This window comes from Ectopseudomonas alcaliphila (genome assembly GCF_900101755.1).
GTDB classification, from domain to species: Bacteria; Pseudomonadota; Gammaproteobacteria; order Pseudomonadales; family Pseudomonadaceae; genus Aquipseudomonas; species Aquipseudomonas alcaliphila.
This window is the reverse complement of the sequence record NZ_FNAE01000001.1, coordinates 1,097,937-1,122,190: the sequence shown is the minus strand read 5'-3', so window position 1 is coordinate 1,122,190 and position 24,254 is coordinate 1,097,937. Positions and strand designations below refer to the sequence as shown.

Here is a 24,254-nt window from a genome sequence, read left to right as displayed (position 1 = left end):
GGCTCAGAGTCCTGTGTGGTCGGGCAGGGAGGCCAGCGGCAGGCGCAGGGTGAAACAGGTGCCCTGGCCCGGCGTGGAGTGCACCTCCATCTGTCCTTTGTGATTGTTGGTGATGATGAAGTAGGAGACCGCCAGGCCGAGCCCGGTGCCTTGGCCGACCTCCTTGGTGGTGAAGAAGGGTTCGAAGATGCGTTTGCGCACCGCTTCGCTCATGCCGGTGCCGTTGTCTTCCACCTGAACTTCCGCCCAGCTACCTGCCTGCCGAGTGCGCAGGATGATACGGCCAGGTTCGGCCTCCTCGTCGCGCTGGTGAATGGCCTGGGCGGCGTTCTTCAGCAGGTTGAGCAGTACCTGTTCCAGCTCGTTGGCGGTGCCGGCCACCGGGCCCAGCAGCGGGTCGAACTGGCGCACGATCTCCAAGGTCTTGAAGTCGAAGCTGTCGGCCAGGTCGAAGTCATTGCCGGCGATCTCCAGGGCCTGGTCGATCAGCGCCGGCAGATCACAGGGCGATAGCTGGCGGTCGCTACGCCGGCTGAAACTGAGCATGTGGCTGACGATCTTGGCGGCGCGCTGGCCGGCCTGCTGGATGCCGTCGAGCAGGCGCGGTACCTCGCGCGCCTCCATGTAATGCTCAATGGCAGTCAGGCTGACGCCGGCCTGTTCCGCCTGTTCGAGGTTCTTTTCCAGGCTCGGCGACAGGCGCCGGCGGATGTTCTGCACGTTGTGCAGGATGGCGCCGAGCGGGTTGTTGATTTCGTGTGCCATGCCTGCCGCCAGGCCGCCGACGGAGAGCATCTTCTCCGACTGCACCATCATGTCCTCCAGGGCCAGGCGCTGGGTGATGTCGTCGATGCGGATCACCACGCCCCGGCCGGCGCTGCCCATCAGCGGGTAGAAGGTCAGGGCGTAGTGGTGGGGCTCGTCGTCCTTGTGCCAGGTAACGCGCTCGATCTTCTCCACGCGATGCTGCTCGGCGGTGCGTTTGAGCTGCGCGAGAAAGGGTTTCAGCGGCGGGAACGCGAGAAATATCGGTTGGTTCAGCGCCTCTTCCAAGCGCGTGCCGGACAGGGCGCTGGCTTCCTGATTCCACTGCGTCACGTAGAGTTGTTCGTCGAGGGCGATCAGCGCCGAGGGCATGGAGTCGATGATGCTGTTGAGGTAGTTCTGAAAGCCGGTGAGCTTCTTCTCGATCTTGCTGCGCACCTGCACCTCCAATTCCAGCTTGCGGTTGGAGTGGCGGGTTTCCTCGGCCAGGCTCTGCGCCTGATCGAAGGCCTGCTGGGCGTCGTCGCGGGCGCGCTTGAGCTGCTGCTCGCGGGCTTCCATGCGCATCAGCATGGTGTTGAACGCATCGGCCAGGCTGCCGATTTCGTCCTGATTGCCGCGATTGGCGCGCAGCGCATAGTTCTCTTCGCGGGTGACCTGGCGTGACAGTTCTTCCAGGCGGCGAATGGGTTTGGTCACCAGGCGTTTGATCTGCCTGGCTACCAGCATCCATAGCAGCACGCTGAACGCCAGAATCACCAGGCTCGCGGTCAGGGTGCCGGTATAGAAGGCCCCAGGCAGTTCGCTGGAAGCCACCAGCAGCAGAGCGCCGGGCCGACCGCTGGGATGCGGCAGGTCGACCAGCAGGTTGGTGCGAAAGGCCGTTTCGCGCCAGTTCTGCAGCTGGTTCAGTTGCTGCGGCAGCTGCAGTTTTTCGCCGCGTTGCAGTTGCGCCAGGCTGTTGCCATTGCTGTCATAGATAACCGCTGCACGCAGGGGCGCGTAATCGTCCAGGCGTTTGAGCAGGACCTCGGCCGAGGCGGACGAGTGCAAGGCTTCCTTGCTCAGCGTCGGGCTGGCGATAAGCCGGCCGAGGGTGTGCAGGGCCTGCGGTGCCATGCTCTCCTGGGTGATCCAGTAGGCTGCGCTGATGAAAGCCAGATTGGCCACCAGCATCACGGCGGCGAGCAACACCAGCAGTGCGGCGAGCAGTTTGCGGCCCACTGGCAGGTTTTCGAGGCGCTGACGCAGTCTCATGAGGTCATCGTTGTGGCGAGTAAGGACGGCAGGTTAGCGCGCCAGGGCAGTCATTGCCACGGTCCGGGCCGCTAGTTCAACGGCAGGCCACGGTCGTCGAGATGCCTGAGCAGGCGCTGTTGCAGATGCTGCAGGTGCGGCACGTGCAACTGATGACGCTGCGCCGCGGCGCAGGCGTAGCCCAGCAGATAGCTGATCTCGGTGCGACGCCCCTGTGCCACGTCCTGATGCATGGAGGAGTAGTTCGCGGCAGTGGCGCTGATCACGCGCTGTACCTCTTCATGCAGATTCTCTGCGGCTGCGGGCTGGCCGCAGCGTTGCAGCAGCTCGCCGAGTTCGGCGCACAGGGTGGCGACTTCGGCAGGGTGCTCGGTCAGGCCACCATTGCGGCAGTCGTGCAGTACGGTGAGCGGGTTGATCGCGCAGTTCAGCGCCAGCTTGCGCCACAGACGCGTGAGGATATCCGGGCTCCACTGGTGAGCGATGGCGGCGCGCTGCAGCTCGTCCAGCCAGGTTGGTTGCTGGGGATCGCTCGGGTCGCCCAGCCAGTTGTGGCCATTGCCGGCGAACACCACCTGAAAGTCGGCGGGGCGAAAGGCGCCTTCTGTGCTGGAGACGAACAGGCAGCGTTGTCTGGGTAGGCGTTGGGCCACCTCATCCTGGCTGCCCAGACCATTCTGCAACAGCAGCAGTTCGGCGCCAGGCGTCAGGCGTTCAGCGATGGTCGCCACCGCGCTTTGCGCGTCATAGGCCTTGCAGGCCAGCAGCAGGCGATGGATGGGCGTGTCCGTTTGTGGCAGCTCCGCAGGAATGGCGTAGTGCTGGGCCAGGCCTGCTTCGATCAGCGTCAGGCCGCCGGCCTGGTGATAGGCTTCGAGACGTTGCGGGTTGCGCAGGATGAGCCTGACCGGCAGGCCGGCACGGGCCAGGCGTGCGGCCCAGAGGCTGCCGAGGCTGCCAGCGCCGAGAATGTGCCAGGTCACGGCAGGGGCAGGCGCATGGCGGCGACCCGGCCGCTGGCGTAAGACTCTGGCAGCAGATTTTGCGCATGCTGAATCAGTTGTTCAGGGTCGGTGGGCAGTGCTTTGGCGTCCAGACCGACCAGGCTGATGCCCGCTTTCAACGTAATGAACCCTTCGCTGGTCTTGAAGGCCTTGAAGTTGAGGCCTTCGTGCAGACGTTTGAAGCTGCTCGGCGAGCACTCATGCAGGTCTTCGAGCAGGGTGATCAGGCCGAAGTGGTTGTCATCCAGGCGCGTCAGCACGTCCAGGGGCCTGACAAGCTGCTGCAGGCGTCGTGCGACGCCATGTAGCAGTTCGTTGAAGAAGCGATCACCGTACTGGTTACGCAACTGACCGGCGTCCTGCAAACCGATCAGCAGGTAGCATACGGCGCCGCCGCGCGATTCGATCTGACGCAGGCTGTCGGTGAGCTTCTGGCGCAGATAGCGCGGGTTGCCCAGACCTGTGAGCGGATCGACCAGATTGCGCCGTTCCAGGCTGGCGATGTTCTGCGTGAGCATGCGGTTTTCGTGCAGCAGGCGTTGCAGGGTGTTGCACAGGCGATCAGCGGCGTACACGCGTGGCACCAACTGTTCGTTCATCGCCGCCTTGCTGATGAAATCATCGACGCCACGGTCGAAAGCTTCGCCAAGAACGTTTTCGCCTTCCTTGCCGGTCAGCAGGATGATGTAGGTGTAGTGATCGGCGGTTTCGTCCAGCTGGCGTACCCGTGCGGTCAGCTCCAGGCCGTCGATCTCGGGCATCAGCCAGTCGGCCAGCAGCACGCTGGCGGGACGCTGCTCGAGCAGTTGCAGCGCTTCGCTGGCGCTGCTGGCGAAGCGCACGTCCTGATAGCCAGCCTGGCTCAGTGCACGACCGATCATGGCGCTGGAGAACTTGGCGTCGTCCACCACCAGGATGCTGAGATGGGGGTTGGGCATGGGGCAGACTCGCAGGCAGAGAGGAAGGACGCCAAACGGCGCGTATCAGACTGGATATAATGAGCCCGCCATAGTTATCGTCAAGTCAGGCGCGTTCACTCCGTGAAGAGGATCGCGCCGTCCATCAGGAGCCCACTCATGCCTTCGTTCGACATCGTGTCTGAACTGGACAAACACGAACTGACCAATGCGGTCGACAATGCCATCAAGGAGCTCGACCGCCGGTTCGACCTACGTGGCAAATGCAGCATCGAGAGCAAGGACAAGGCGCTGACCTTGACCGCTGAAGCCGAGTTCATGCTCGAGCAGATGCTCGATATCGTGCGCAGCAGCCTGGTCAAGCGCAAGATCGACTGCCAATGCCTGGAAACCAAGGATCCCTATGCCTCGGGCAAGGTGATGAAGCAGGAAGTCACCTTCCGCGAAGGCATCGACAAGGAGCTGGCGAAGAAGATCGTCGCCCACATCAAGGATGCCAAGCTCAAGGTGCAGGCTGCCATCCAGGGTGAGCAGGTACGCGTCACCGGCAAGAAGCGTGACGATCTGCAGGAGGCCATCGCGCTGCTGCGTGGCCACGAGTTCGGTATGCCGCTGCAGTACAACAACTTCCGCGATTGAACCTTTGTGGCGCTGAGGCGTCGCAGGCTAGGTTGATAGCATTTTGACCGCCATGGCATGCCATGGCGGTTTCGTTTCATGTACAGGAAAACGGGAGTACCCCTATGGAGATGAACGTCGACGAACTGGTCAAGCTGTCCGAGGCCTGGCTGCCTGTGGTGCTTGAGTACAGCGGCAAGCTGACCCTGGCAGTGATCACGTTGCTAGTGGGCTGGTGGCTGATCAGTCGGCTGACGTCGAGCATCGGCAGGCTGCTCGAAGCGCGCAAGGTGGATCGTGCGCTGAGCAGCTTTATCAGCAGCCTAGTCAGTATCGTGCTGCGCGTTCTGCTGTTGATCAGTGTGGCGTCGATGATCGGTGTGGAGACCACTTCGTTCATCGCCATGATCGGTGCGGCGGGTCTGGCCATCGGCCTGGCTCTGCAGGGCAGCCTGGCCAATTTCGCGGGCGGCGTGCTGATCATGCTGTTTCGTCCGTTCCGTGCGGGTGACTGGATCGAGGCGCAGGGCGTTTCGGGCAGCGTCGACAGCATCCAGATCTTCCACACCACGCTGAAGACGGCGGACAACAAGGTGGTGATTGTGCCCAATGGCGCGCTGTCCAACGGTCATATCACCAACTACTCGCGCGAGCCGCGTCGTCGTGCCGACATCAATATCGGCATCGATTACTCCAGCGACATCAAGCGCGCGCGTGAGGTGCTGCTGGAGATCGCCCAGGACCCGCGTGTACATGTCGATCCTGCGCCGGTGGTGTTCGTGACCGGCCTGGGTGACAGCGCGGTGAACCTGTCGCTGCGCGTGTGGGTGGCGACTGGCGACTTCTGGCCGGTGACCTTTTCCTTTACCGAACTGGCCAAGGAGCGTCTGACCGAAGCGGGTATCGGTATTCCGTTCCCGCAGCGGGTGGTGCATCTGGCCAAGGCCGATTGAGGCACCTGGAAAGGTTTTTCTTCGCGTAGTTTGGGAGAAGTGCCGATTGATACCGGACTGGCAAGTTTGTGTGCGTCTTGCTTGCTGACTTAGCACTATCTATCACCGCGTGCTCTGAGCGTTTGGGTTGCGCCCCTTACGGGCGCCACACCTTTCTTGCTTGCCCAAGAAAGGTGTGCCAAAGAAGGGCACCCCGACATCCGGGTTTCGCTGCGCGAAACTTCCCTCGCTCCGGTGCTGCTCCGGGGGCCGGCTTACATGGGCCATCCTTGGCCCATTAAGCCTCTCGCCGCATCCATGCGGCTCGCTCCCCTACGCAACACCTACACTCGGCCTCCTGAAGGGGACCGGGTCGCGAGCTTGCAAAAGCTCCGCAGAATTGACCTTCGCGGCGACTGTGTTTTGCCTTTGCTCTGAAAGTGCGATCTCACAAGCGACGCCCAAGTCCCCTTCAGGAGGCCGAGTGGAATCGCCGTGGAAGGGGTTGAGCGACATGGATGTCGCGAGAGCCACGATGGGCCAGGGATGGCCCTTCGTGGCGTGCCCCTGGAGCGGTGATGGAACGAGGGAACCCCGGCGCAGCCGGGGCCGAATGGTGGGGTGCCCTTCTCTTTGGTTACTTTCTCTTGGGCAAGCAAGAGAAAGTGACTCGCCCGTAAGGGGCGAAACCAAGACGAAAGATCGACACGCCAATGATCTTTGCCTGGATATGAATAGCGCAAAAGAACACACAAACTTGCCAGTCCGGTATCAAGCCCTTTCCACTGGGGCCACCGGGGCGTCGCCGTTGGGCTGGCGTTTGTCGCGGCGCCACTGGATGATGATCAGCAGCAGTGTCGGTATACCCATCAGCGCCGTGGCGAGGAAGAAGTGGGCGTAGCCGAGGCTTTCCACCATCACGCCGGAATAACCGCCGATCAGGCGCGGCAACAACAGCATGATGGAGCTGAGCAGGGCGTACTGGGTGGCCGAGAATTTCAGGTTGGTCAGGCTCGACAGGTAGGCGACGAACGCCGAGGTGGCCAGGCCGGCGCTGAAGTTGTCACAACTGATGGTGACGATCAGCATGTTCAGGTGCGGCCCCATCCCCACCAGCAGCATGAACATCAGGTTGGTAGCCGCCGATGCGGTAGCGCCGATCAGCAGAATCGGCATGATGCCGAAGCGCACGATCAGCAGCCCGCCGACCCCGGCGCCGAGCAGCGTCATCACCAGGCCGAAGACTTTGCTGACACTGGCGATCTGCTCTTTGGTGAAGCCCTGGTCGATGTAGAAGACGTTGGCCATCACGCCCATGACGGTATCCGACAGGCGATAGGTGGCGATCAGGCTCAGCAGCAGCAGGGCCTGCCAGCGATAGCGCACGATGAAGTCGTTGATCGGCGTGAGCACCGGTGCCATGCCGCCCCAGAACAGGCTGGAGATCGACAGGCCGGTGAGCAGGGTATAGAGCAGCGCACGCAGGAAGGCGCGGTCGTAGTACAGCAAATCCTGCAGGCTTACCTGGCCCTGGAACAGCAGCATCAGGTCACTTTCGTAGAACTGGGTGACCATGGCCGGAACCGCGATCAGCAGGATGATCAGCAGCAGCACGGAAAGTAGCTGGTGGAAGAACCCGTACCTCGCCGCAGCCGTTTTCAGTACCGGTGCCAGCCCGCCCCAGAACAGCCCGGATGCACAGACGCAGGCCAGGGTGCTGTAGAGCATGGCGCGCAGGAAGGCGCGGTCGCTGTAGAGCAGCTCCTGCATGCTGACGTCGCCGAGCAGCATCGGCACCAGATCGCTCTGATAGAACTGGATGAACATGGTCGGCACGGCGATGATCAGCACGATGACCGCGCTGATCGCCAGCAGTTGGTGGAAAAAACCGTGCTTGGGTGGTGCGACATTGATGTGCGGCGGCGCTGGCGGCTCGCGCATCCAGATGGAGGTGAGCAGGCCAGGTAGCATCAGCAGGGCGAAGAGCATGTAGGTACCGGTCCAGGCGCTGAACTGGTAGTCCTTGGCGGTCGAGCCAAAGCCTTCGGCAAAATACAGGGCGCCAGCCGTGGCCAGCAGCGCGGCGACGCGGTAGCCGGTCATGTAGGCGGCGGCCAGCGCAGCCTGATGCTCGTCGCCGAGAATTTCCAGACGGTAGGCATCGACGGCGATGTCCTGGGTGGCCGAGGCAAAGGCCACCAGTACGGCGAGCGCGATCAGCGAGGACAGATGCGTCTGTGGGTCGTAACTGGCCATGCCGATCAGGCCGATGGCAACCAGAGCCTGCGACAGCACCAGCCAGGAGCGGCGCCGGCCGAGCTTGCCCAGCAATGGCAGGCGCCACTGGTCGAGCATTGGCGCCCACACCCATTTGAAGGCGTAGGCCAGACCGATGAGGCTGGCGAAGCCGATGGTTTCGCGCGCCACACCGGCTTCGCGCAGCCATACCGAAAGTGTCGAGAACACCAGCATGTAGGGCAGGCCGGCGGCAAAGCCCAGAAGCAGAAGAGCCAGTGTGGCGGGGTTGGCGTAGGTCGCGAGGGCTTCTCGCCAGGATTTGCGTGGCATCAGGCTCGAATCTGGGCTGGGGGGAGTTTTGATAGGGCGCACTCTAACTGCTGTGCTCCATTGGACGCCAGCCGTGACGGCGCATATCCACACGTTCGTTCAGGATACTGATGCCCTCTGCACGCAGGCGCGCCCGTTGTTCGGCGCCGGAAGGGCTGCCGGCGGCCAGGCTGAGGCGCCCGCCAGCGGCGATCACCCGATGCCAGGGTAGCGTGGTGCCGTTCGGTAACTGGCTCAGCGTTCGCCCAACCCAGCGCGCGGCGCGGCCAAGACCGGCCAGTTGGGCCAGTTCGCCATAGCTGACGACTTTGCCTTCAGGCACCTGTGCCAGTACCAGATACAGCGCTTCGCGACGCGCCTCGACGCTTGCCGGTGGCGGTGCCGGCCATGCAGACTCTGGCGGTTTCGTCTTGCCCATAGGGTTCGTCCTTATCATGCGTGTACTGATCGCCTTATTCCTTTTTACCCTGGCCGCTCCGCTCTGGGCCGATACCGTGTGGCTGGACAACGGTGATCGCCTCAGCGGAGAGATCATCCTGCTCGATGGCGGCAAGCTGGCACTCAAGACCAAATATGCCGGCCAGGTGCTGATCGACTGGAAGGATATCGATACCCTCAGTTCGGACAAACCCCTGCTGGTGCGCCGCAGCGGCTTCGACAACGAACGCAGCGAAAGGTTGGCTGCGGCCGGCAGTGGCATGGTCCGGGTGCAGGGCGAGCGTGAGTACACCCTGCCGCTGGCGCAGATCAAACGCCTGGTGCCACCGCGGCCGCTGCTGGAGGATCGTCTATGGGAAGGCAACCTCGATGCCAAGCTGGATATGAAGCGCAACCAGAATGATGTCGACGAATGGAAGCTCAAGGGCAATACCCGTGTCGAACATGGGCGCTGGCGCCATGTGCTCAGTGGCGAGCTGGAGCGTGAAACCAAGAACGACAGAAAGGTCGAGGACAACTGGGAGCTGGAGTATGACCTCGATCGCTTTTTCACCGAGCACTGGTTCTGGCGGGTGGGTGTACAGCAGGCCGAGGACGAGTTCGAGACGGTCGACCGTCAGCGCATCGTCGGCACCGGGCCCGGTTATCGCTTCTGGGACGATGAACTGGGGCGCTTCGACCTGATCGGCCAGTTCAATCGCGTGCGTCTGGAGTCGGACGTTGCCGATCTGGCTTTCAATACCACGTCGCTGGAGCTGGATTACAAGCGTCTGCTGTGGGGGACGCGGCTGGAGTTCTATGCCAACGCCGAACTGCAGATCCCTCATATCGAAGAAATCGATTACGTGCTCGATAGCGAATTCGGCCTGCGCTACCGCCTCAACCAGTGGGCGCGCTTATCACTCCTGTACGAGCTGGATCAGTTGCGTGCGCAGGGGCAGACAGTTTCGGATCGGCATTATCTGATCGGTATCGGTGTGGGCTGGTGATGCCGCTCGACGGAAAAAGCTGAACTCTGTGTATTCAGCCCGGTCAGCTGTTGCTCTGGCGCCGGGGTTGCGGATAATGCCCGGCTTTCGCCCACTAACGCCGTTATCCAACTTATGTCGCGCCCTACATCGCTGTCCCTGCTAGGCCTGAGCATCGCTCTGTGCAGCTCCGTCACTTTCGCCGATACCGTCTGGTTGAAGAACGGTGACCGTCTCTCCGGCACCATCCGCTTCTTCGACGGTAGCAAACTGCTGCTGCAAACCGACTACGGCGGTTCCATCCCGCTGGACTGGAAGAAAATCGCCACCCTGGAAAGTGATCACGAGCTGCTGGTCAAGCTCGGGCCGGTGGATGGCGAGCGTGCCAAGTCGCTGCTGGCTGCCGAGCCTGGCAAGGTCACGCTGGCCAATGGCGATTCGCCGAAGACCATCGAGCTGGCGCAGATCGAGCAGATCATGAAGCCCAAGCCGCTGGTGGAGGATTTTACCTGGAAGGGCAATATCGACCTTGGTCTGGACTACAAGCGTGGCGAGCGCGATTCCGATGATTACGATGTCGGTATCAAGACCCAGGCTCGGCATGGGCGTTGGCGCCATAACGCGATTGCCGATTACAACCGCGAGCTGAAGAATGACGTTGTCAGCACCGACAACTGGAGCGCCGAATATGCGCTCGACCGCTTCCTCACCGAGCAGTGGTTCTGGCAGGGGCGCTTCGAGTACAAGCGCGACCGTATCGAAGAGGTCGAGCGCCAGCGTACTTTGGGTACCGGCCCTGGTTACCAGTTCTGGGATGACGAACTGGGCGCGTTCTCCATCACCACCCTGGCCAACCGCAGCGACTATCGCTACAGCAACGGCGAGCAGGATCGCTTCTACGCGCTGAGTATGAAGTGGGACTACAACCGCTACCTGATCGGCAAGACCGTCGAGTTGTTCAGTGTCGGTGAGGTCGGTCGTCCGCTAAGTGGGGCCGCGGATTACAGTCTGGATGCCGAGGTCGGTCTGCGCTACAAAGTGACTGACTGGGCTTCGCTGAACATGAAGGCCGAGAAGGATATCGTCAGTGGTGCCGAGGGTGATCTGGACGAAACCCGCTATACCCTTGGCTTCGGGGTCGGCTGGTAAGTTCTCGCACAGGCACAAAAAAGCCCCGGGTCGACCGGGGCTTTTTATTGGGCGCTGGAATCAGGCTTCTTCCGGTTCCCGTTGCTTCCAGCCAGCGCCACCTGGCAGCACCAGATTGAGCAGCAGGGCAGTGATCGCGCACAGGGAAATCCCTGACAGGGCGAACTCCTTGCCGCCGATGACCATACCGCCGATGCCGAACACCAGGGTCACCGACACGATGATCAGGTTGCGTGCTTCGGAAAGGTCGACCTGATGGCGGATCAGAGTGTTGAGGCCGACCACGGCGATGGAGCCGAACAGCAGGCAGAGAATGCCGCCCATCACGGGGACCGGAATGCTCTGCAGGGCCACGCCGAACTTGCCGATGAAGGCCAGGGCAATGGCGAATACCGCTGCCCAGGTCATGATCTTCGGGTTGTAGCTCTTGGTCAGCATCACCGCACCGGTGACTTCGGCGTAGGTGGTGTTGGGCGGGCCACCGAACAGGCCGGCTGCCGACGTGGCGAGGCCGTCGCCGAGCAGGGTGCGATGCAGGCCTGGTTTCTTGACGAAGTTCTTGCCGGTCACGTTGCCAATCGCCACCACGCCGCCGATGTGCTCGATGGCTGGTGCCAGCGCGACCGGCACCATGTACAGAATGGCGCCCCAGTGCAGTTCCGGTGTGACGAAGTTGGGCACGGCGAGCCAGGCCGCCTGATCGACGGCTGTGGTGTCGATCACGCCGAGCACCGCGGCGATGGCGCAGCCAACGGCGATGCCGGCGAGGATCGGCACCAGGCGGAAGATGCCACGGCCCAGCACCGCCACCAGCAGGGTGGTGATCAGTGCCGGCATCGAAATCATCATCGCGGTGCTGTACGGCACCAGCTCGACGCTGCCATCACCGGCCTTGCCCATGGCCATGTTCACCGCCACCGGCGACAGCGCCAGGCCGATGGAGATGATCACCGGGGCGATCACCACCGGCGGCAGCAGACGGTCGATGAAGCTGGGACCGCGCAGTTTGACCAGCGCCGAAAGCAGGATGTAGACCACACCGGCAGCGATCACGCCGCCCATCACTGCAGGCAGGCCGAACTCGCCCTTGGCCGCCAGAATCGGAGCGATGAAGGCGAAACTCGAAGCCAGGAAAACCGGCACCTGGCGCTTGGTCACCAGTTGGAACAGCAGGGTGCCAATACCGGCGGTGAACAGCGCGACGTTAGGGTCCATGCCGGTGATCAACGGCATCAGTACCAGGGCGCCGAAAGCCACGAACAGCATCTGTGCGCCAGAGATACCCTGGCGCCACAGCGGTTCGTTGAATTCCGTCTGCGACATGTCAGGCGTCCTTCTGCTTGGTGCCGAAGATCTTGTCACCGGCATCGCCCAGGCCCGGGATGATGTAGCCGTGCTCGTTCAGCCGCTGATCGATGGAGGCGGTGAAGATGGTCACGTCCGGGTGAGCCTGCTCGACGGCCTTGATGCCCTCGGGGGCAGCGACCAGGACCATGGCGCGAATGTCCCTGCAGCCGGCCTTCTTCAGCAGGTCGATGGTGGCGACCATCGAGCCGCCGGTGGCCAGCATCGGGTCGATGATCAGGGCCAGGCGCGAGTCGATTTCCGGCGCGAGCTTTTCCAGGTAGGTGTGCGCTTCGAGGGTTTCCTCGTTGCGTGCCACACCCACGGCGCTGACCTTGGCGCCGGGGATCAGGCTGAGCACGCCGTCGAGCATGCCGATGCCGGCGCGCAGGATGGGTACCACGGTGATTTTCTTGCCGGCGATTTTCTCGACCTGCACCGTGCCCGCCCAGCCTTCGATGTCGTAGGCTTCCAGCGGCAGGTCGTTGGTGGCTTCATAAGTCAGCAGGGCGCCCACTTCCTGGGCCAGCTCACGGAAATTCTTGGTGCTGATATCGGCGCGGCGCATCAGGCCGATCTTGTGACGGATCAGCGGGTGGCGGATCTCGCGAGTGGGCATGGGCTGGGATCTCCAACGGGGCTCTGGGGAAAATCGCGTTAGATTAAAGCATTGCACATGCCAAGTGGTGGGTGACTGATGAGTCACGATGTCCCGCGCCGTGCATCGGCTACGCTGGTCAGTCGATACTTGGCAAGCGTGGTCCGGGTCTGTACCTTTGCCCGCTTTTATTTGACGGCTCGATCAGCTTTCAAGCTGTCTGCCGCCATTCATCAGCCCGATCTAGAGAGAACATCATCATGTCCGCCGATCTCGTGCACATTCGCCAAGTCATGGCGGAAGCCGACTGCCTGTTCACCGAAGCCGTGGTGGAGGCGGCCATCGACAAGGTCGCCAGCCAGATCAACGCCGAGCTCTCCGAGCGCAACCCGGTGGTGTTCTGCGTGATGAACGGTGGCCTGATCTTCTCTGGCAAGCTGCTGACCAAGCTGAACTTCCCGCTGGAGGCTTCTTACCTGCACGCCACTCGCTACCGCAACGAAACCAGCGGTGGCGAGCTGTTCTGGAAGGCCAAGCCGGAAGTTTCCTTCATCGACCGTGACGTGCTGATCATCGACGACATCCTTGATGAGGGGCACACCCTTGGCGCGATCATCGATTTCTGCCGCCACGCCGGTGCGCGCGCCGTGCACACTGCAGTGCTGATCGACAAGGAGCACGACCGCAAGGCGCGCCCGGACCTGAAGGCCGACTACGTAGGTCTGCAGTGCATCGACCGCTACATCTTCGGTTACGGCATGGACTACAAGGGCTACTGGCGCAACGCCGCCGGTATCTACGCGGTCAAGGGCCTGTAGGAGCGAGCTCTGCTCGCGAACCGCGGTTAACGCAGGATGCGCTGCACGCACGGCTTTCCTGATGCTTCCCCGGTGCGCATCGCGCACCCTACTCGGCCAGCGCTTCTTGTGCTGTGTCATGCAGCCAGCGCAACGCCTTTTCCCGCGCCTGCGGCAGATCCCGCACGTATGCCAGCTCGCCTTCGCGGCGCTGCACACCGGCGCGGCGCAGCTGCAGGCGTACCTGCGCGGTCGGGCCACTGAGGATCAGCGCCACGCCCTGCTGGCGGTAGTCGCGCAGCACGTTGTCCAGCGCGGCGATGGCGGTCATGTCCAGCAGCGGCACCGCACTGATATCGACGATCACCACACGCACTCCCGGGGTAAGGCGGCGCAGCACGCTCAGCGCCTTTTCCGCCGCGCCGAAGAACAGCGGGCCGCGAATGGCGTAAGCCAGCACGTGCTTGGGCAGATCTTGCAGGGCTTCTCGCTGTTGGCGGTTCAGGGCTGCGGTATCGGTCAGCTCGCTCATGCGCTTGATGAATAGCCCGGCCGCCAGCAGCAGGCCGACGCCGACAGCCAGCACCATGTCGAACAGTACCGTCAGCACCAGGCAGGTCAGCAGCACCAGCACATCGCTGCGCGGGGCGATGCGCAGGGTATGGGCCACATGCTGTGGTTCGCTCATGTTCCACGCCACCATCAGCAGTAGCGCCGCCAGCGCCGCCATGGGCAGGTAACTGAACAGTGGCGCGAGCAGCAGAATCGCTGCCAGCACCACGCCAGCGTGAGCCAATGCCGCCACCGGCGAGAAGGCCCCGGCGCGGACGTTGGCTGCCGTGCGGGCGATAGCGGCGGTGGCGGTGATGCCGCCAAAGAACGGCGCGGCCAGATTGCCCAGGCCCTGGCCGATCAATTCGGCGTTGGGATCGTGCTTGCTGCCGGTCATGCCGTCGGCCACCACGGCGCACAGCAGTGACTCGATGGCGCCCAGCATGGCGATGGCGAATGCCGGGGCCAGCAGTTGGCGGATCAGTTCGAACGACAGCGCCAGCGGCTGGCCGTCAGCGCCAGGCAGGTTCCAGGGCAGGGCCAGGTCCGGCAGGAAGGGCGGGATGCCGGGATGCTCGATGCCATCGAGCGAGTAGCTGAAGCGCTCGCCCAGTGTCGCCACGGGCAGCCCCATGCGTTCCAGTGCGAGGGCGAGCAGCGCGCCAACCGCCAGGGCGACCAGGTGGGCGGGGACTTTCGGTGCCAGGCGCGGCCAGATCAGCAGTGTTGCCAGGCACGCCGCGCCCACCAGGCTGTCGCCAGGCTGCAGGCTGGGGAGGGCGCGGACCAGCAGATTCACCTGTTCCAGCAGATGTTGAGGCGTGCTGGCCAGGTGCAGGCCGAACAGGTCCTTGATCTGCAGGACGGCGATGACGATACCGATGCCAGCGGTAAAGCCCAGTGTCACCGGGTAGGGCACGAATTCGATCAGACGCCCGGCACGCAGCAACCCCAGGATGATCAGGATCACGCCAGCCATCAACGTGCACAGCAGCAGCCCGCCGAGGCCGTACTGCTGAGTGATCGGCAGCAGAATCACCACGAAGGCGGCGGTGGGGCCGGAAATATTGAAACGCGAGCCACCGCATAGCGCGATCAGTGGCGCGGCGATCAGGACGGTATAGAGGCCGTGCTGTGGCGCCACGCCCACGGCGATGGCCAGCGCCATTGCCAGCGGAATGGCGATGATGCCGACCGTCAGGCCAGCGCTCAGATCCCCGCGCAGGGCTTTCCAGGAGTAGCCCGCACGCAGGGTCTGGCGCCAGGCGGCGAACAGCGGTAACGATGGACGTGACATGCTGGCTCCCTAATGGCTCGGCGCATTATAGAAGCCCGGCAACGCGCTGCGGCATGACCTAGGTCTGCTGTTGCGTCGATGGCCCGCGTGTTAGCCTGCCCGGCTGCGCGTTGAGCCGCGCGCGGCTCGGCGGTACACTGCCGGCCCTCTGTAATGCTGGCGGGAGCGGGCGATGCGTAAAGACAAGAAGCAGGTGATTGGCGAAGAAATCAGCGATGACTCGATCAAGCTGTTCCTCTCGGTGGAGCCAGCGGACGCCACGCCGCCTTCGCTGCACAAGCTGGTCAAGGCTTATCGCGGTCTGCGTATCGATGACTTCGAGCGTTTCGTGGGGTTCTTCGTCGCAGAAGGCTACGACCTCTCTGCCACTGACGCACAGGGCAATGACTTCGTCGCGCTGATTCAGGATCAGCGCAATGCCGAGCCTTACATCGAAGTGATCAAGGCCGCTCGCGGCTGATCTTCGCTGTTTTAGAGAAATGCCCGCATTCCGCAAGGAGGCGGGCATTTTTCATGGATGCACGGCTGCGGGCTTGAATTTAGGGCAATAAAAAACCGGCTTCTAGAGCCGGTTTTTCAAGAACCTGTCGCGATTAGGCGGCAGCAGCTTCGCCCAGCGCCTTGATGTGCGCGTTCAGGCGGCTCTTGTGACGAGCGGCTTTGTTCTTGTGGATGATGCCTTTGTCAGCCATGCGGTCGATGACCGGAACAGCTGCAGTGTAAGCAGTCTTGGCAAGCTCGAGATCTTTGGCAGCAATAGCCTTGACCACGTTCTTGATGTAAGTACGAACCATCGAGCGCAGGCTGGCGTTATGGCTACGGCGCTTCTCAGCCTGTTTGGCGCGTTTTTTGGCAGAAGGTGAGTTGGCCACCGTCAAGCTCCTCGAAAACTGGGGGGTTACGACAAATAAGGCCGCGAATCATGCCGATCCATCTGCCTACTGTCAAGTCCGATGACGTTTTCCTGTGCTGGCCTGACCAGTGGTGGCTCGCTACACTCGACGCCTTCGTTGGGCGGCGGATTGTCCGCTACTGCAACTCTTTATGGAAGTCGAAATACCCCATGAATCTGCTCAAATCCCTGGCTGCCGTCAGTTCTCTGACCATGGTGTCACGTGTGCTGGGGTTTGTGCGCGATACCATCATCGCCCGCACCTTCGGTGCCGGGGTGGCGTCGGATGCCTTCGTGGTGGCCTTCAAACTGCCCAACCTGCTGCGCCGTATTTTTGCCGAAGGCGCCTTCTCGCAGGCCTTCGTACCGATTCTGGCGGAGTACAAGATGCAGCAGGGCGAGGAGGCCACGCGCACCTTCGTTGCCTACGTCTCCGGTTTGCTGACTCTGGTGCTGGCACTGGTCACGGCCATCGGTGTGCTCGCGGCGCCCTGGATCGTCTGGGCCACGGCGCCGGGCTTTGCCGATGAGGCCCAGCGCTTCGAACTGACCGTCGATCTGCTGCGGGTGACCTTCCCTTATATATTGCTGATCTCCCTGTCATCACTGGCCGGCGCCGTGCTCAACACCTGGAACCGTTTTTCGGTGCCGGCGTTCGTGCCGACCTTGCTCAACGTCAGCATGATCGTCTTCGCACTGTTTCTGACGCCCTATTTCGATCCGCCGATCATGGCGCTGGGCTGGGCTGTGCTGGTCGGCGGGCTGGCGCAGTTGCTCTGGCAGCTGCCGCATCTGAAGAAGATCGGCATGCTGGTGCTGCCGCGTGTGAGCTTCGGCGACCTCGGTGTCTGGCGCGTGCTCAAGCAGATGGGGCCGGCGATCTTCGGCGTCTCGGTTAGCCAGATTTCGCTGATCATCAACACCATCTTCGCTTCTTTTCTGGTGGCCGGCTCGGTGTCGTGGATGTACTACGCCGACCGTCTGATGGAGTTGCCTTCGGGTGTGTTGGGCGTGGCACTGGGCACCATCCTGCTGCCGGCGCTCTCCAAGACCTACGCCAGCAAGAACCGCGACGAGTACCGGCGCCTGCTCGACTGGGGGCTGCGCCTCTGTTTTCTGCTGGTGCTGCCCTGCACTCTGGCGCTGGCGATTCTCGCCGAGCCGCTGGTGGTGTCTCTGTTCCAGTACGGCAAGTTCGGTGCAGAGGACGCGCTGATGACGCAGCGGGCGCTGGTGGCCTACTCGGTCGGCCTGCTGGCGTTGATTCTGATCAAGATCCTCGCGCCTGGCTTCTACGCCCAGCAGAACATCAAGACGCCGGTGAAGATCGCCGTGATCAGCCTGCTGGCGACCCAGGCAATGAATGCGCTGTTCGTGTTCGGCCTGGAGATGGCGCACGTCGGTCTGGCGTTGGCGATCAGCCTGGCGGCCTGCCTGAACGCCGGCCTGCTGTACTGGCAGCTGCGCCGCGCCGATATCTTCCAGCCGTTGCCGGGTTGGGGGCTGTTCCTGCTCAAGTTGGTGGTGGCGGTGGCCGTGATGGTCGCTGTGTTGCTGGGTCTGCTGCAGCTCATGCCGGCCTGGGCGGAAGGTGAGATGCTCGTGCGCCTGTTGCGTCTCGGTGTGCTGGTGGCTGCCGGACTCGTCGCCTACTTCGGCGTATTGCTGATATTGGGATTTCGCCCGCACGATTTTGCCCGGCGCTCGTTGTAGCTTTCCAGGCATCACGATGCCTGTTGTGCATGGCCTGCTGTGCGTATAATCGACCACTTTGTGAACAAGAAGCGTGCTATGCAGCTGGTTCGAGGTCTTCATAACCTGCAGCCCCAGGCGCGGGGCTGTGTGGTCACCATCGGTAATTTCGACGGCGTTCATCGTGGGCACCAGGCCATCCTGGCGCGCCTGCGCGAGCGTGCCGCGGAATTGGCCGTGCCCAGCTGCGTGGTGATCTTCGAGCCGCAGCCGCGTGAATTCTTCGGCCCGGACACTGCGCCAGCGCGGCTGACCCGCCTGCGCGACAAGCTCGCCCTGCTGGCTGCCGAAGGCGTCGACATGGTGCTGTGCCTGGCCTTCAACCGCCGCCTGCGCGAGTTGTCGGCAGCCGAGTTCGTCCAACGTGTGCTGGTCGACGGCCTGGGCGTGAAGGACCTGGAGATCGGCGACGATTTCCGCTTCGGCTGCGACCGTGCCGGGGATTTCGAGTTTCTCAAGGCCGCCGGCCAGCGCCACGGCTTCAGCGTCGATGCCTCGACCACCGTCGAGGTGCTCGGTGGCCGGGTCAGCAGCACCCGCGTGCGTCAGGCATTGGCCGATGGCGATTTCGAGCTGGCCGAAGCCTTGCTCGGTCGGCCGTTTCGCATCGCCGGGCGTGTATTGCACGGGCAGAAGCTTGGCCGCCAGCTCGATGCGCCCACTGCCAACGTCCAGCTCAAGCGGCGCAAGGTGCCGCTGACCGGCGTTTATCTGGTGAGCTGTGAAGTCGATGGTGTGATTCAACCGGGCGTCGCCAATATTGGCGTGCGCCCCAGCGTTGCCGGTGACGGCAGCGCCCATCTGGAAGTGCACCTTCTGGATTTTGCCGGCGATCTGTATGGCCGGCGTCTCTCGGTGGCTTTCCACCACAAGCTGCGTGATGAGCAGCGTTTCGCCTCGCTGGAGGCCTTGAAGGCGGCGATTGCCGCTGATATCGCCGCTGCCCGTGATTATTGGCAGAGCCACCCGCTGATGAAGAGCCCGAAATGACCGACTACAAAGCTACGCTGAACCTGCCCGATACCCAGTTCCCGATGAAGGCCGGCCTGCCGCAACGCGAGCCGCAGACCCTGCAGCGCTGGAACGAGATTGGCCTGTATAGCAAGCTGCGCAAGATTGGCGAAGGTCGGCCGAAGTTCGTCCTGCACGACGGCCCGCCCTATGCCAACGGCAGCATCCACATCGGTCACGCGGTGAACAAGATCCTCAAGGACATCATCACCCGCTCCAAGACCCTGGCCGGCTTCGACGCGCCCTATGTGCCGGGCTGGGACTGCCATGGCCTGCCGATCGAGCACAAGGTCGAAACCACCTTCGGCAAGAACCAGCCGGCGGACCTGACCCGCGAGCGCTGCCGCACCTACGCCAGCGAGCAGATCGAAGGACAGAAGGCCGACTTCATCCGCCTCGGTGTGCTCGGTGACTGGGACAATCCGTACAAGACCATGGATTTCGCCAACGAGGCCGGCGAGATCCGCGCCCTGGCCGAGATGGTCAAGCAGGGCTTCGTGTTTAAGGGCCTGAAACCGGTGAACTGGTGCTTCGACTGTGGCTCGGCCCTGGCCGAGGCTGAGGTGGAGTATCAGGATAAGAAATCCGATGCCATCGACGTCGCCTTCCCCATCGAAGACGCAGACAAGCTGGCCGCCGCTTTCGGTTTGAGCGAGCTGAGCAAGCCGACCGCCATTGTCATCTGGACCACCACGCCCTGGACCATTCCGGCCAACCAGGCGCTCAACGTCCATCCGGAGTTCACCTACGCTCTGGTCGACACCGGCGAGCGCCTGCTACTGCTGGCCGAGGAACTGGTCGAGTCCTGCCTGCAGCGCTATGGGCTGCAAGGTCAGGTTATCGCCACCGCGCAGGGCGCGGCGCTGGAGCTGATCCGCTTCCGTCACCCGTTCTACGAGCGTTTCTCGCCGGTGTACCTGGCCGAGTACGTCGAGTTGGGCGCCGGTACCGGTATCGTCCACTCGTCGCCGGCCTACGGTGAGGACGACTTCCGCACCTGCAAAGCCTACGGCATGAGCAACGACGACATCCTCAGCCCGGTGCAGAGCAATGGCGTCTACACCCCGGATCTGCCGTTCTTCGGCGGCCAGTTCATCTGGAAGGCCAACCCGGCCATCGTCGAGAAACTGGCCGAAGTCGGCGCGCTGCTCAAGCACCAGCCGATCCAGCACAGCTACATGCACTGCTGGCGCCACAAGACGCCGCTGATCTACCGCGCCACTGCACAGTGGTTCGTCGGCATGGACACTCAGCCCAAAGAGGGCGAGCCGCTGCGTGAGCGTGCGCTGGCCGCCATCGAACAGACCCAGTTCGTGCCTGCCTGGGGCCAGGCGCGCCTGCACAGCATGATCGCCGGTCGCCCGGACTGGTGTATCTCGCGTCAGCGCAACTGGGGCGTGCCGATCCCTTTCTTCCTGCACAAGGCCACGGGCGAACTGCATCCACGTACCGCCGAATTGATGGAAGAAGTGGCAGTGCGCGTCGAGAAAGAAGGCATCGAAGCCTGGTTCAAGCTCGACGCCGCCGAGTTGCTCGGCGCTGAAGCGGCAGACTACGACAAGATCAACGACACCCTCGACGTGTGGTTCGACTCCGGTACCACCCACTGGCACGTGCTGCGCGGCTCGCATGACATGGGCCACACCGCTGGCCCGCGTGCCGACCTGTATCTGGAAGGTTCGGACCAGCACCGCGGCTGGTTCCATTCGTCCCTGCTGACCGGCAGCGCCATCGACGGTCACGCGCCGTACAAGGCGCTGCTGACCCACGGCTTCGTGGTCGACGAGAACGGCCGCAAGATGTCCAAGTCGCTCGGTAACGTGGTCGCGCCGCAGGAGGTCAACGACAGCCTGGGCGCCGACATCATGCGCCTGTGGGTCGCCTCCACCGACTATTCCGGCGAGATGGCCGTGTCCAAGGTGATCCTGCAGCGCAGCGCCGACGCCTACCGCCGCATCCGCAACACCGCGCGCTTCATGCTGGCCAACCTCAACGGTTTCGATCCGGCCAAGGACCTGCTGCAGCCCGAGCAGATGCTCGACCTCGACCGCTGGGCCGTTGACGCGGCGCTGCGCCTGCAGGAAGAGATCATCGAGGCGTACGCCGACTACCGCTTCTGGAACGTCTATTCCAAGGTGCACAACTTCTGCGTGCAGGAGCTGGGCGGTTTCTACCTGGACATCATCAAGGACCGCCAGTACACCACCGCCGCCGACAGCGTGGCGCGCCGCTCCTGCCAGAGCGCGCTGTTCCACATCAGCGAGGCGCTGGTGCGCTGGATCGCGCCGATCCTGGCCTTCACCGCCGAGGAAATCTGGCAGTTCCTGCCAGGCGAGCGCAACGAATCGGTGATGCTCAATACCTGGTACGCCGGCCTGGAACGTCTGCCGCAAGGCTTCGAGCTGGACCGTGCCTACTGGGATCGCGTGATGGAGGTCAAGGCTGCGGTCAACAAGGAGCTGGAGAACCTGCGTACGGCCAAGGCCATCGGCGCCAGTCTGCAGGCCGAGGTCACCCTGTTCTGCGACGACGCCAAGCAGGCCGACCTGGCCAAGCTCGGCGACGAGCTGCGTTTCGCCCTGATCACCTCGGCGGCGCAGACCGCGCCGCTGGCCGATGCGCCGGCCGATGCGGTGGTGACCGAGGTCGAGGGCCTGAAGCTGAAGATCCTCAAGTCTGCTCACGCCAAGTGCGGCCGCTGCTGGCACTTCCGCGCCGATGTCGGCAGTCATGCCGCGCATCCTGAATTGTGCGGTCGTTGCGTGAGCAACATCGAGGGTGAAGGCGAGGTGCGCAAGCATGCCTGAGTCCTCGCGTTTCGGGCATCTGCCCTGGTTGCTGCTGAGCGTGCTGATCCTGATCGCCGATCGGGTGACCAAGGACATCTTCGAGGGCACGCTGAGCATGTATCAGCGCATCGAAGTCATTCCGGGTTACTTCGACTGGACCCTGGCCTACAACACCGGCGCGGCGTTCAGCTTCCTGGCCGATGCCGCCGGCTGGCAGCGTTGGTTCTTCGCGGCCATCGCCATCGTCGTCAGTGTCGTGCTGGTGGTCTGGCTCAAGCGTCTCAAGCGTCACGAAACCCTGCTGGCGGTGGCGCTGGCCATGGTACTGGGCGGCGCGCTGGGTAACCTGTATGACCGCGTGGTGCTTGGCCACGTGGTCGACTTCATCCTGGTGCACTGGCAGAGCCGCTGGTTCTTCCCGGCGTTCAACCTGGCCGACACCTTCATCACCATCGGCGCCATCCTGCTGGCGCTGGATATGTTCAAGAGCGACAAGTCCGCGAAGGAGGCTGCGCAATGACAGACGTACGCATCGGTCCGGACAGGGAAGTGACCCTGCATTTCGCTCTCAAGCTGGAAAACGGCGATGTGGTCGACAGCACGTTCGACAAGCAACCCGCGACCTTCAAGGTCGGCGACGGCAACCTGCTGCCCGGCTTCGAGCAGGCCCTGTACGGCTTCAAGGCCGGCGACAAGCGCAGCGTGCAGGTGCAGCCGGAGCAGGGCTTCGGCCAGCCCAACCCTCAGAACGTGCAGATCATGCCGCGCAGTCAGTTCGAGGGTATGGAGCTCTCCGAAGGCCTGCTGGTGATCTTCAACGACGCCGCCAATGCCGAGCTGCCGGGTGTGGTCAAGGCGTTCGATGACAAGCAGGTCACCATCGACTTCAACCATCCGCTGGCCGGCAAGGTGCTGGACTTCGATGTGGAAATCATCGAAGTCAAGGCGCTCTAGCCCGTATCGCCGCTCTCGTGGGAGCGGCTTGAGCCGCGAAGCTCTTGTTGCAGCCTGCGCTTATCCCGCGCAGGCTGTATCTTCCGGGATCGACCGATAGCGATGCTTCGATCCCCGATCAATACCGAGACAGCCAGCATGCATATCAAACTTGCCAACCCCCGCGGCTTCTGCGCCGGCGTCGATCGCGCCATCGAAATCGTCAACCGCGCGCTGGAAGTCTTCGGCCCACCGATCTACGTGCGCCATGAAGTGGTGCACAACAAGTTCGTGGTCGAAGACCTGCGCGCCCGCGGCGCTGTGTTCGTCGAAGAGCTGCATCAGGTGCCGGACGACGTCATCGTCATCTTCAGTGCGCACGGCGTGTCCAAGGCCGTGCGCGACGAAGCTGCTCGACGTGGCCTCAAGGTGTTCGATGCCACTTGCCCGCTGGTGACCAAGGTGCATATGGAAGTGGTGCGCTACAGCCGTGAGGGCCGCGAGTGCATTCTCATCGGCCACGAAGGCCACCCGGAAGTCGAAGGCACCATGGGCCAGTACGACGCCAGCAACGGCGGCGCTATCTACTTGGTGGAAGACGAGACGGACGTCGCCGAGCTGCAGGTGCGCAACCCCGAGAACCTGGCGTTCGTCACCCAGACTACCCTGTCCATGGACGACACCAGTAAGGTGATCGACGCCCTGCGCGCCAAGTTCCCGGCCATCGGTGGCCCGCGCAAGGACGACATCTGCTACGCCACACAGAACCGCCAGGATGCGGTCAAGCAACTGGCCACCGATTGCGACGTGCTGCTGGTCGTCGGCAGCCCCAACAGCTCCAACTCCAACCGCCTACGGGAACTGGCCGAGCGCATGGGCACTCCGGCTTACCTGATCGATGGGGCCGAGGATCTCAAACACGAGTGGTTCGAAGGTGTGAATGGCGTCGGCATCACAGCCGGTGCCTCGGCGCCGGAAGTGCTGGTGCGGGGGGTGGTTGATCAACTGCGCGCTTGGGGGGCAGTGGGGGAGACCGAGCTGGATGGAAGGCCGGAGAACATTACCTTTTCTATGCCGAAGGAGTTGCGGATCAAGGCGCTCTGAGTGTTGTCGATTCAGCCTCTTGTGCGCTGGCGTGATCGGAACGGTAAGCGTTGCTTGTTCCTGCTTCGATAAAAACAGCGAACCAAAATGAAACGCCCCGGCTTCAACGAGGCCGGGGCGTTTTTCTGCGTTTACGTTATATCAACGCCAGCAGTCAGCAGTGCTCATGCCGCTTCCGCTGCTACCCCTGACGCCTCGTGCGTTCAGGCTCAAGTTTCCGCACTTGGTATCGTTGAACTGCTGATTAGCGGTCAGGGTATAGCCGCCATCATTGTCGACTTTGCTAAGAACCAACTCGTATTTGCCCGTCTCTGACTTATTTCCATTCTTCAACGCGAGCTTGCCAAGGTCGGCGTCCTTGGTGATGTAAGCGTTATTCTGCGAGAAATAGCGCTCCTGGCGTGCTGATACGTCATTGAGAAATGCCTGGCCCTCACTGCGGTTACCGCGTTTCACGTGTTCGCTGTAGTTCGGATAGGCGATGGCGGCCAATATGCCGATTATCAGTACCACGATCATCACTTCTATCAGGGTGAAACCCTGCTGTCGGTTCAACTGCTTGCTCATGT

22 protein-coding genes are annotated in these 24,254 nt (G+C 62.7%); 12 read left to right on the top strand and 10 right to left on the bottom strand.

All coding sequences use genetic code 11. The features are described 5' to 3' along the window. Window positions 1-3: 3 nt before the first annotated feature. From BLR77_RS05410 to BLR77_RS05400, 3 genes are all read right to left on the bottom strand, one after another. The gene (locus BLR77_RS05410; protein WP_074675824.1) at window positions 4-2,022 is read right to left on the bottom strand and encodes an ATP-binding protein; all 2,019 of its coding nucleotides are present in this window, start codon (window positions 2,020-2,022) and stop codon (window positions 4-6) included. A 71-nt stretch (window positions 2,023-2,093) separates the two neighbouring features. Next, the gene (locus tag BLR77_RS05405) at window positions 2,094-3,005 is read right to left on the bottom strand and encodes a putative 2-dehydropantoate 2-reductase (RefSeq protein WP_074675823.1); all 912 of its coding nucleotides are present in this window, start codon (window positions 3,003-3,005) and stop codon (window positions 2,094-2,096) included. Continuing rightward, the gene (locus BLR77_RS05400) at window positions 3,002-3,964 is read right to left on the bottom strand and encodes a response regulator (protein ID WP_074675822.1); all 963 of its coding nucleotides are present in this window, start codon (window positions 3,962-3,964) and stop codon (window positions 3,002-3,004) included. Before BLR77_RS05400 ends, BLR77_RS05405 begins: the two co-directional genes overlap by 4 nt. A 138-nt stretch (window positions 3,965-4,102) precedes the next feature. On the opposite strand from BLR77_RS05400, the gene BLR77_RS05395 reads away from it, so the two are divergent. Then, window positions 4,103-4,582, top strand: a complete 480-nt coding sequence (locus BLR77_RS05395; RefSeq protein ID WP_074675821.1) for a YajQ family cyclic di-GMP-binding protein — start codon at window positions 4,103-4,105, stop codon at window positions 4,580-4,582. Window positions 4,583-4,686: 104 nt separating this feature from the next. Next, on the top strand, window positions 4,687-5,514 hold the full coding sequence (locus BLR77_RS05390; RefSeq protein ID WP_074675820.1) for a mechanosensitive ion channel family protein: 828 nt from the start codon (window positions 4,687-4,689) through the stop codon (window positions 5,512-5,514). A gap of 750 nt (window positions 5,515-6,264) precedes the next feature. Here BLR77_RS05390 and BLR77_RS05385 read toward each other — a convergent pair. After that, window positions 6,265-8,061, bottom strand: a complete 1,797-nt coding sequence (locus BLR77_RS05385) for an AmpG family muropeptide MFS transporter (RefSeq protein WP_074675819.1) — start codon at window positions 8,059-8,061, stop codon at window positions 6,265-6,267. A 43-nt stretch (window positions 8,062-8,104) separates the two neighbouring features. Further along, a complete protein-coding gene (locus BLR77_RS05380; RefSeq protein ID WP_074675818.1) occupies window positions 8,105-8,479 on the bottom strand; it encodes an MGMT family protein in 375 nt (124 codons plus the stop codon). A gap of 16 nt (window positions 8,480-8,495) precedes the next feature. On the opposite strand from BLR77_RS05380, the gene BLR77_RS05375 reads away from it, so the two are divergent. Continuing rightward, window positions 8,496-9,488 carry a DUF481 domain-containing protein gene (locus BLR77_RS05375; RefSeq protein ID WP_074675817.1) on the top strand — a complete coding sequence of 331 codons (993 nt, stop codon included), beginning with the start codon at window positions 8,496-8,498 and terminating at the stop codon, window positions 9,486-9,488. Between the two features lie 114 nt (window positions 9,489-9,602). Continuing rightward, window positions 9,603-10,616 carry a DUF481 domain-containing protein gene (locus BLR77_RS05370; protein ID WP_074675816.1) on the top strand — a complete coding sequence of 338 codons (1,014 nt, stop codon included), beginning with the start codon at window positions 9,603-9,605 and terminating at the stop codon, window positions 10,614-10,616. Window positions 10,617-10,676: 60 nt separating this feature from the next. Here the strand turns inward: BLR77_RS05370 and BLR77_RS05365 are convergent, their stop codons facing one another. After that, a complete protein-coding gene (locus tag BLR77_RS05365; protein ID WP_074675815.1) occupies window positions 10,677-11,939 on the bottom strand; it encodes a uracil-xanthine permease family protein in 1,263 nt (420 codons plus the stop codon). A gap of 1 nt (window position 11,940) precedes the next feature. Continuing rightward, the gene (gene upp, locus BLR77_RS05360) at window positions 11,941-12,579 is read right to left on the bottom strand and encodes a uracil phosphoribosyltransferase (protein ID WP_074675814.1); all 639 of its coding nucleotides are present in this window, start codon (window positions 12,577-12,579) and stop codon (window positions 11,941-11,943) included. 239 nt (window positions 12,580-12,818) lie between these two features. On the opposite strand from upp, the gene BLR77_RS05355 reads away from it, so the two are divergent. Beyond that, complete coding sequence (locus BLR77_RS05355; protein WP_074675813.1) at window positions 12,819-13,376, top strand: hypoxanthine-guanine phosphoribosyltransferase; 558 nt, start codon at window positions 12,819-12,821, stop codon at window positions 13,374-13,376. Between the two features lie 88 nt (window positions 13,377-13,464). Here BLR77_RS05355 and dauA read toward each other — a convergent pair whose 3' ends face one another. Next, the gene (dauA, locus tag BLR77_RS05350; protein WP_074675812.1) at window positions 13,465-15,204 is read right to left on the bottom strand and encodes a C4-dicarboxylic acid transporter DauA; all 1,740 of its coding nucleotides are present in this window, start codon (window positions 15,202-15,204) and stop codon (window positions 13,465-13,467) included. Between the two features lie 172 nt (window positions 15,205-15,376). On the opposite strand from dauA, the gene BLR77_RS05345 reads away from it, so the two are divergent. Next, window positions 15,377-15,664, top strand: a complete 288-nt coding sequence (locus BLR77_RS05345; protein WP_074675811.1) for a PA4642 family protein — start codon at window positions 15,377-15,379, stop codon at window positions 15,662-15,664. A gap of 133 nt (window positions 15,665-15,797) precedes the next feature. Here the strand turns inward: BLR77_RS05345 and rpsT are convergent, their stop codons facing one another. Further along, window positions 15,798-16,076, bottom strand: coding sequence for a 30S ribosomal protein S20 (rpsT, locus tag BLR77_RS05340; protein ID WP_003243036.1), 279 nt, complete (start codon window positions 16,074-16,076; stop codon window positions 15,798-15,800). Window positions 16,077-16,267: 191 nt separating this feature from the next. On the opposite strand from rpsT, the gene murJ reads away from it, so the two are divergent. The 6 genes from murJ (at window position 16,268) to ispH (ending at window position 23,685) form a co-directional block, all read left to right on the top strand. Further along, a complete protein-coding gene (gene murJ / locus BLR77_RS05335; protein WP_074675810.1) occupies window positions 16,268-17,809 on the top strand; it encodes a murein biosynthesis integral membrane protein MurJ in 1,542 nt (513 codons plus the stop codon). A gap of 78 nt (window positions 17,810-17,887) precedes the next feature. Next, the gene (gene ribF / locus BLR77_RS05330) at window positions 17,888-18,838 is read left to right on the top strand and encodes a bifunctional riboflavin kinase/FAD synthetase (protein ID WP_074675809.1); all 951 of its coding nucleotides are present in this window, start codon (window positions 17,888-17,890) and stop codon (window positions 18,836-18,838) included. Then, on the top strand, window positions 18,835-21,666 hold the full coding sequence (ileS, locus tag BLR77_RS05325; protein WP_074675808.1) for an isoleucine--tRNA ligase: 2,832 nt from the start codon (window positions 18,835-18,837) through the stop codon (window positions 21,664-21,666). Before ribF ends, ileS begins: the two co-directional genes overlap by 4 nt. Beyond that, window positions 21,659-22,168: a signal peptidase II gene (gene lspA / locus BLR77_RS05320; protein ID WP_074675807.1), complete on the top strand. Its 510-nt coding sequence runs from the start codon at window positions 21,659-21,661 to the stop codon at window positions 22,166-22,168. Before ileS ends, lspA begins: the two co-directional genes overlap by 8 nt. Continuing rightward, complete coding sequence (locus BLR77_RS05315) at window positions 22,165-22,602, top strand: FKBP-type peptidyl-prolyl cis-trans isomerase (protein ID WP_064494090.1); 438 nt, start codon at window positions 22,165-22,167, stop codon at window positions 22,600-22,602. Before lspA ends, BLR77_RS05315 begins: the two co-directional genes overlap by 4 nt. Before the next feature lie 138 nt (window positions 22,603-22,740). Continuing rightward, a complete protein-coding gene (ispH, locus tag BLR77_RS05310; RefSeq protein WP_074675806.1) occupies window positions 22,741-23,685 on the top strand; it encodes a 4-hydroxy-3-methylbut-2-enyl diphosphate reductase in 945 nt (314 codons plus the stop codon). A gap of 141 nt (window positions 23,686-23,826) precedes the next feature. On the opposite strand, the gene BLR77_RS05305 is transcribed toward ispH, so the two are convergent. Next, window positions 23,827-24,252, bottom strand: a complete 426-nt coding sequence (locus tag BLR77_RS05305) for a type IV pilin protein (RefSeq protein ID WP_074675805.1) — start codon at window positions 24,250-24,252, stop codon at window positions 23,827-23,829. Window positions 24,253-24,254: the final 2 nt, after the last annotated feature.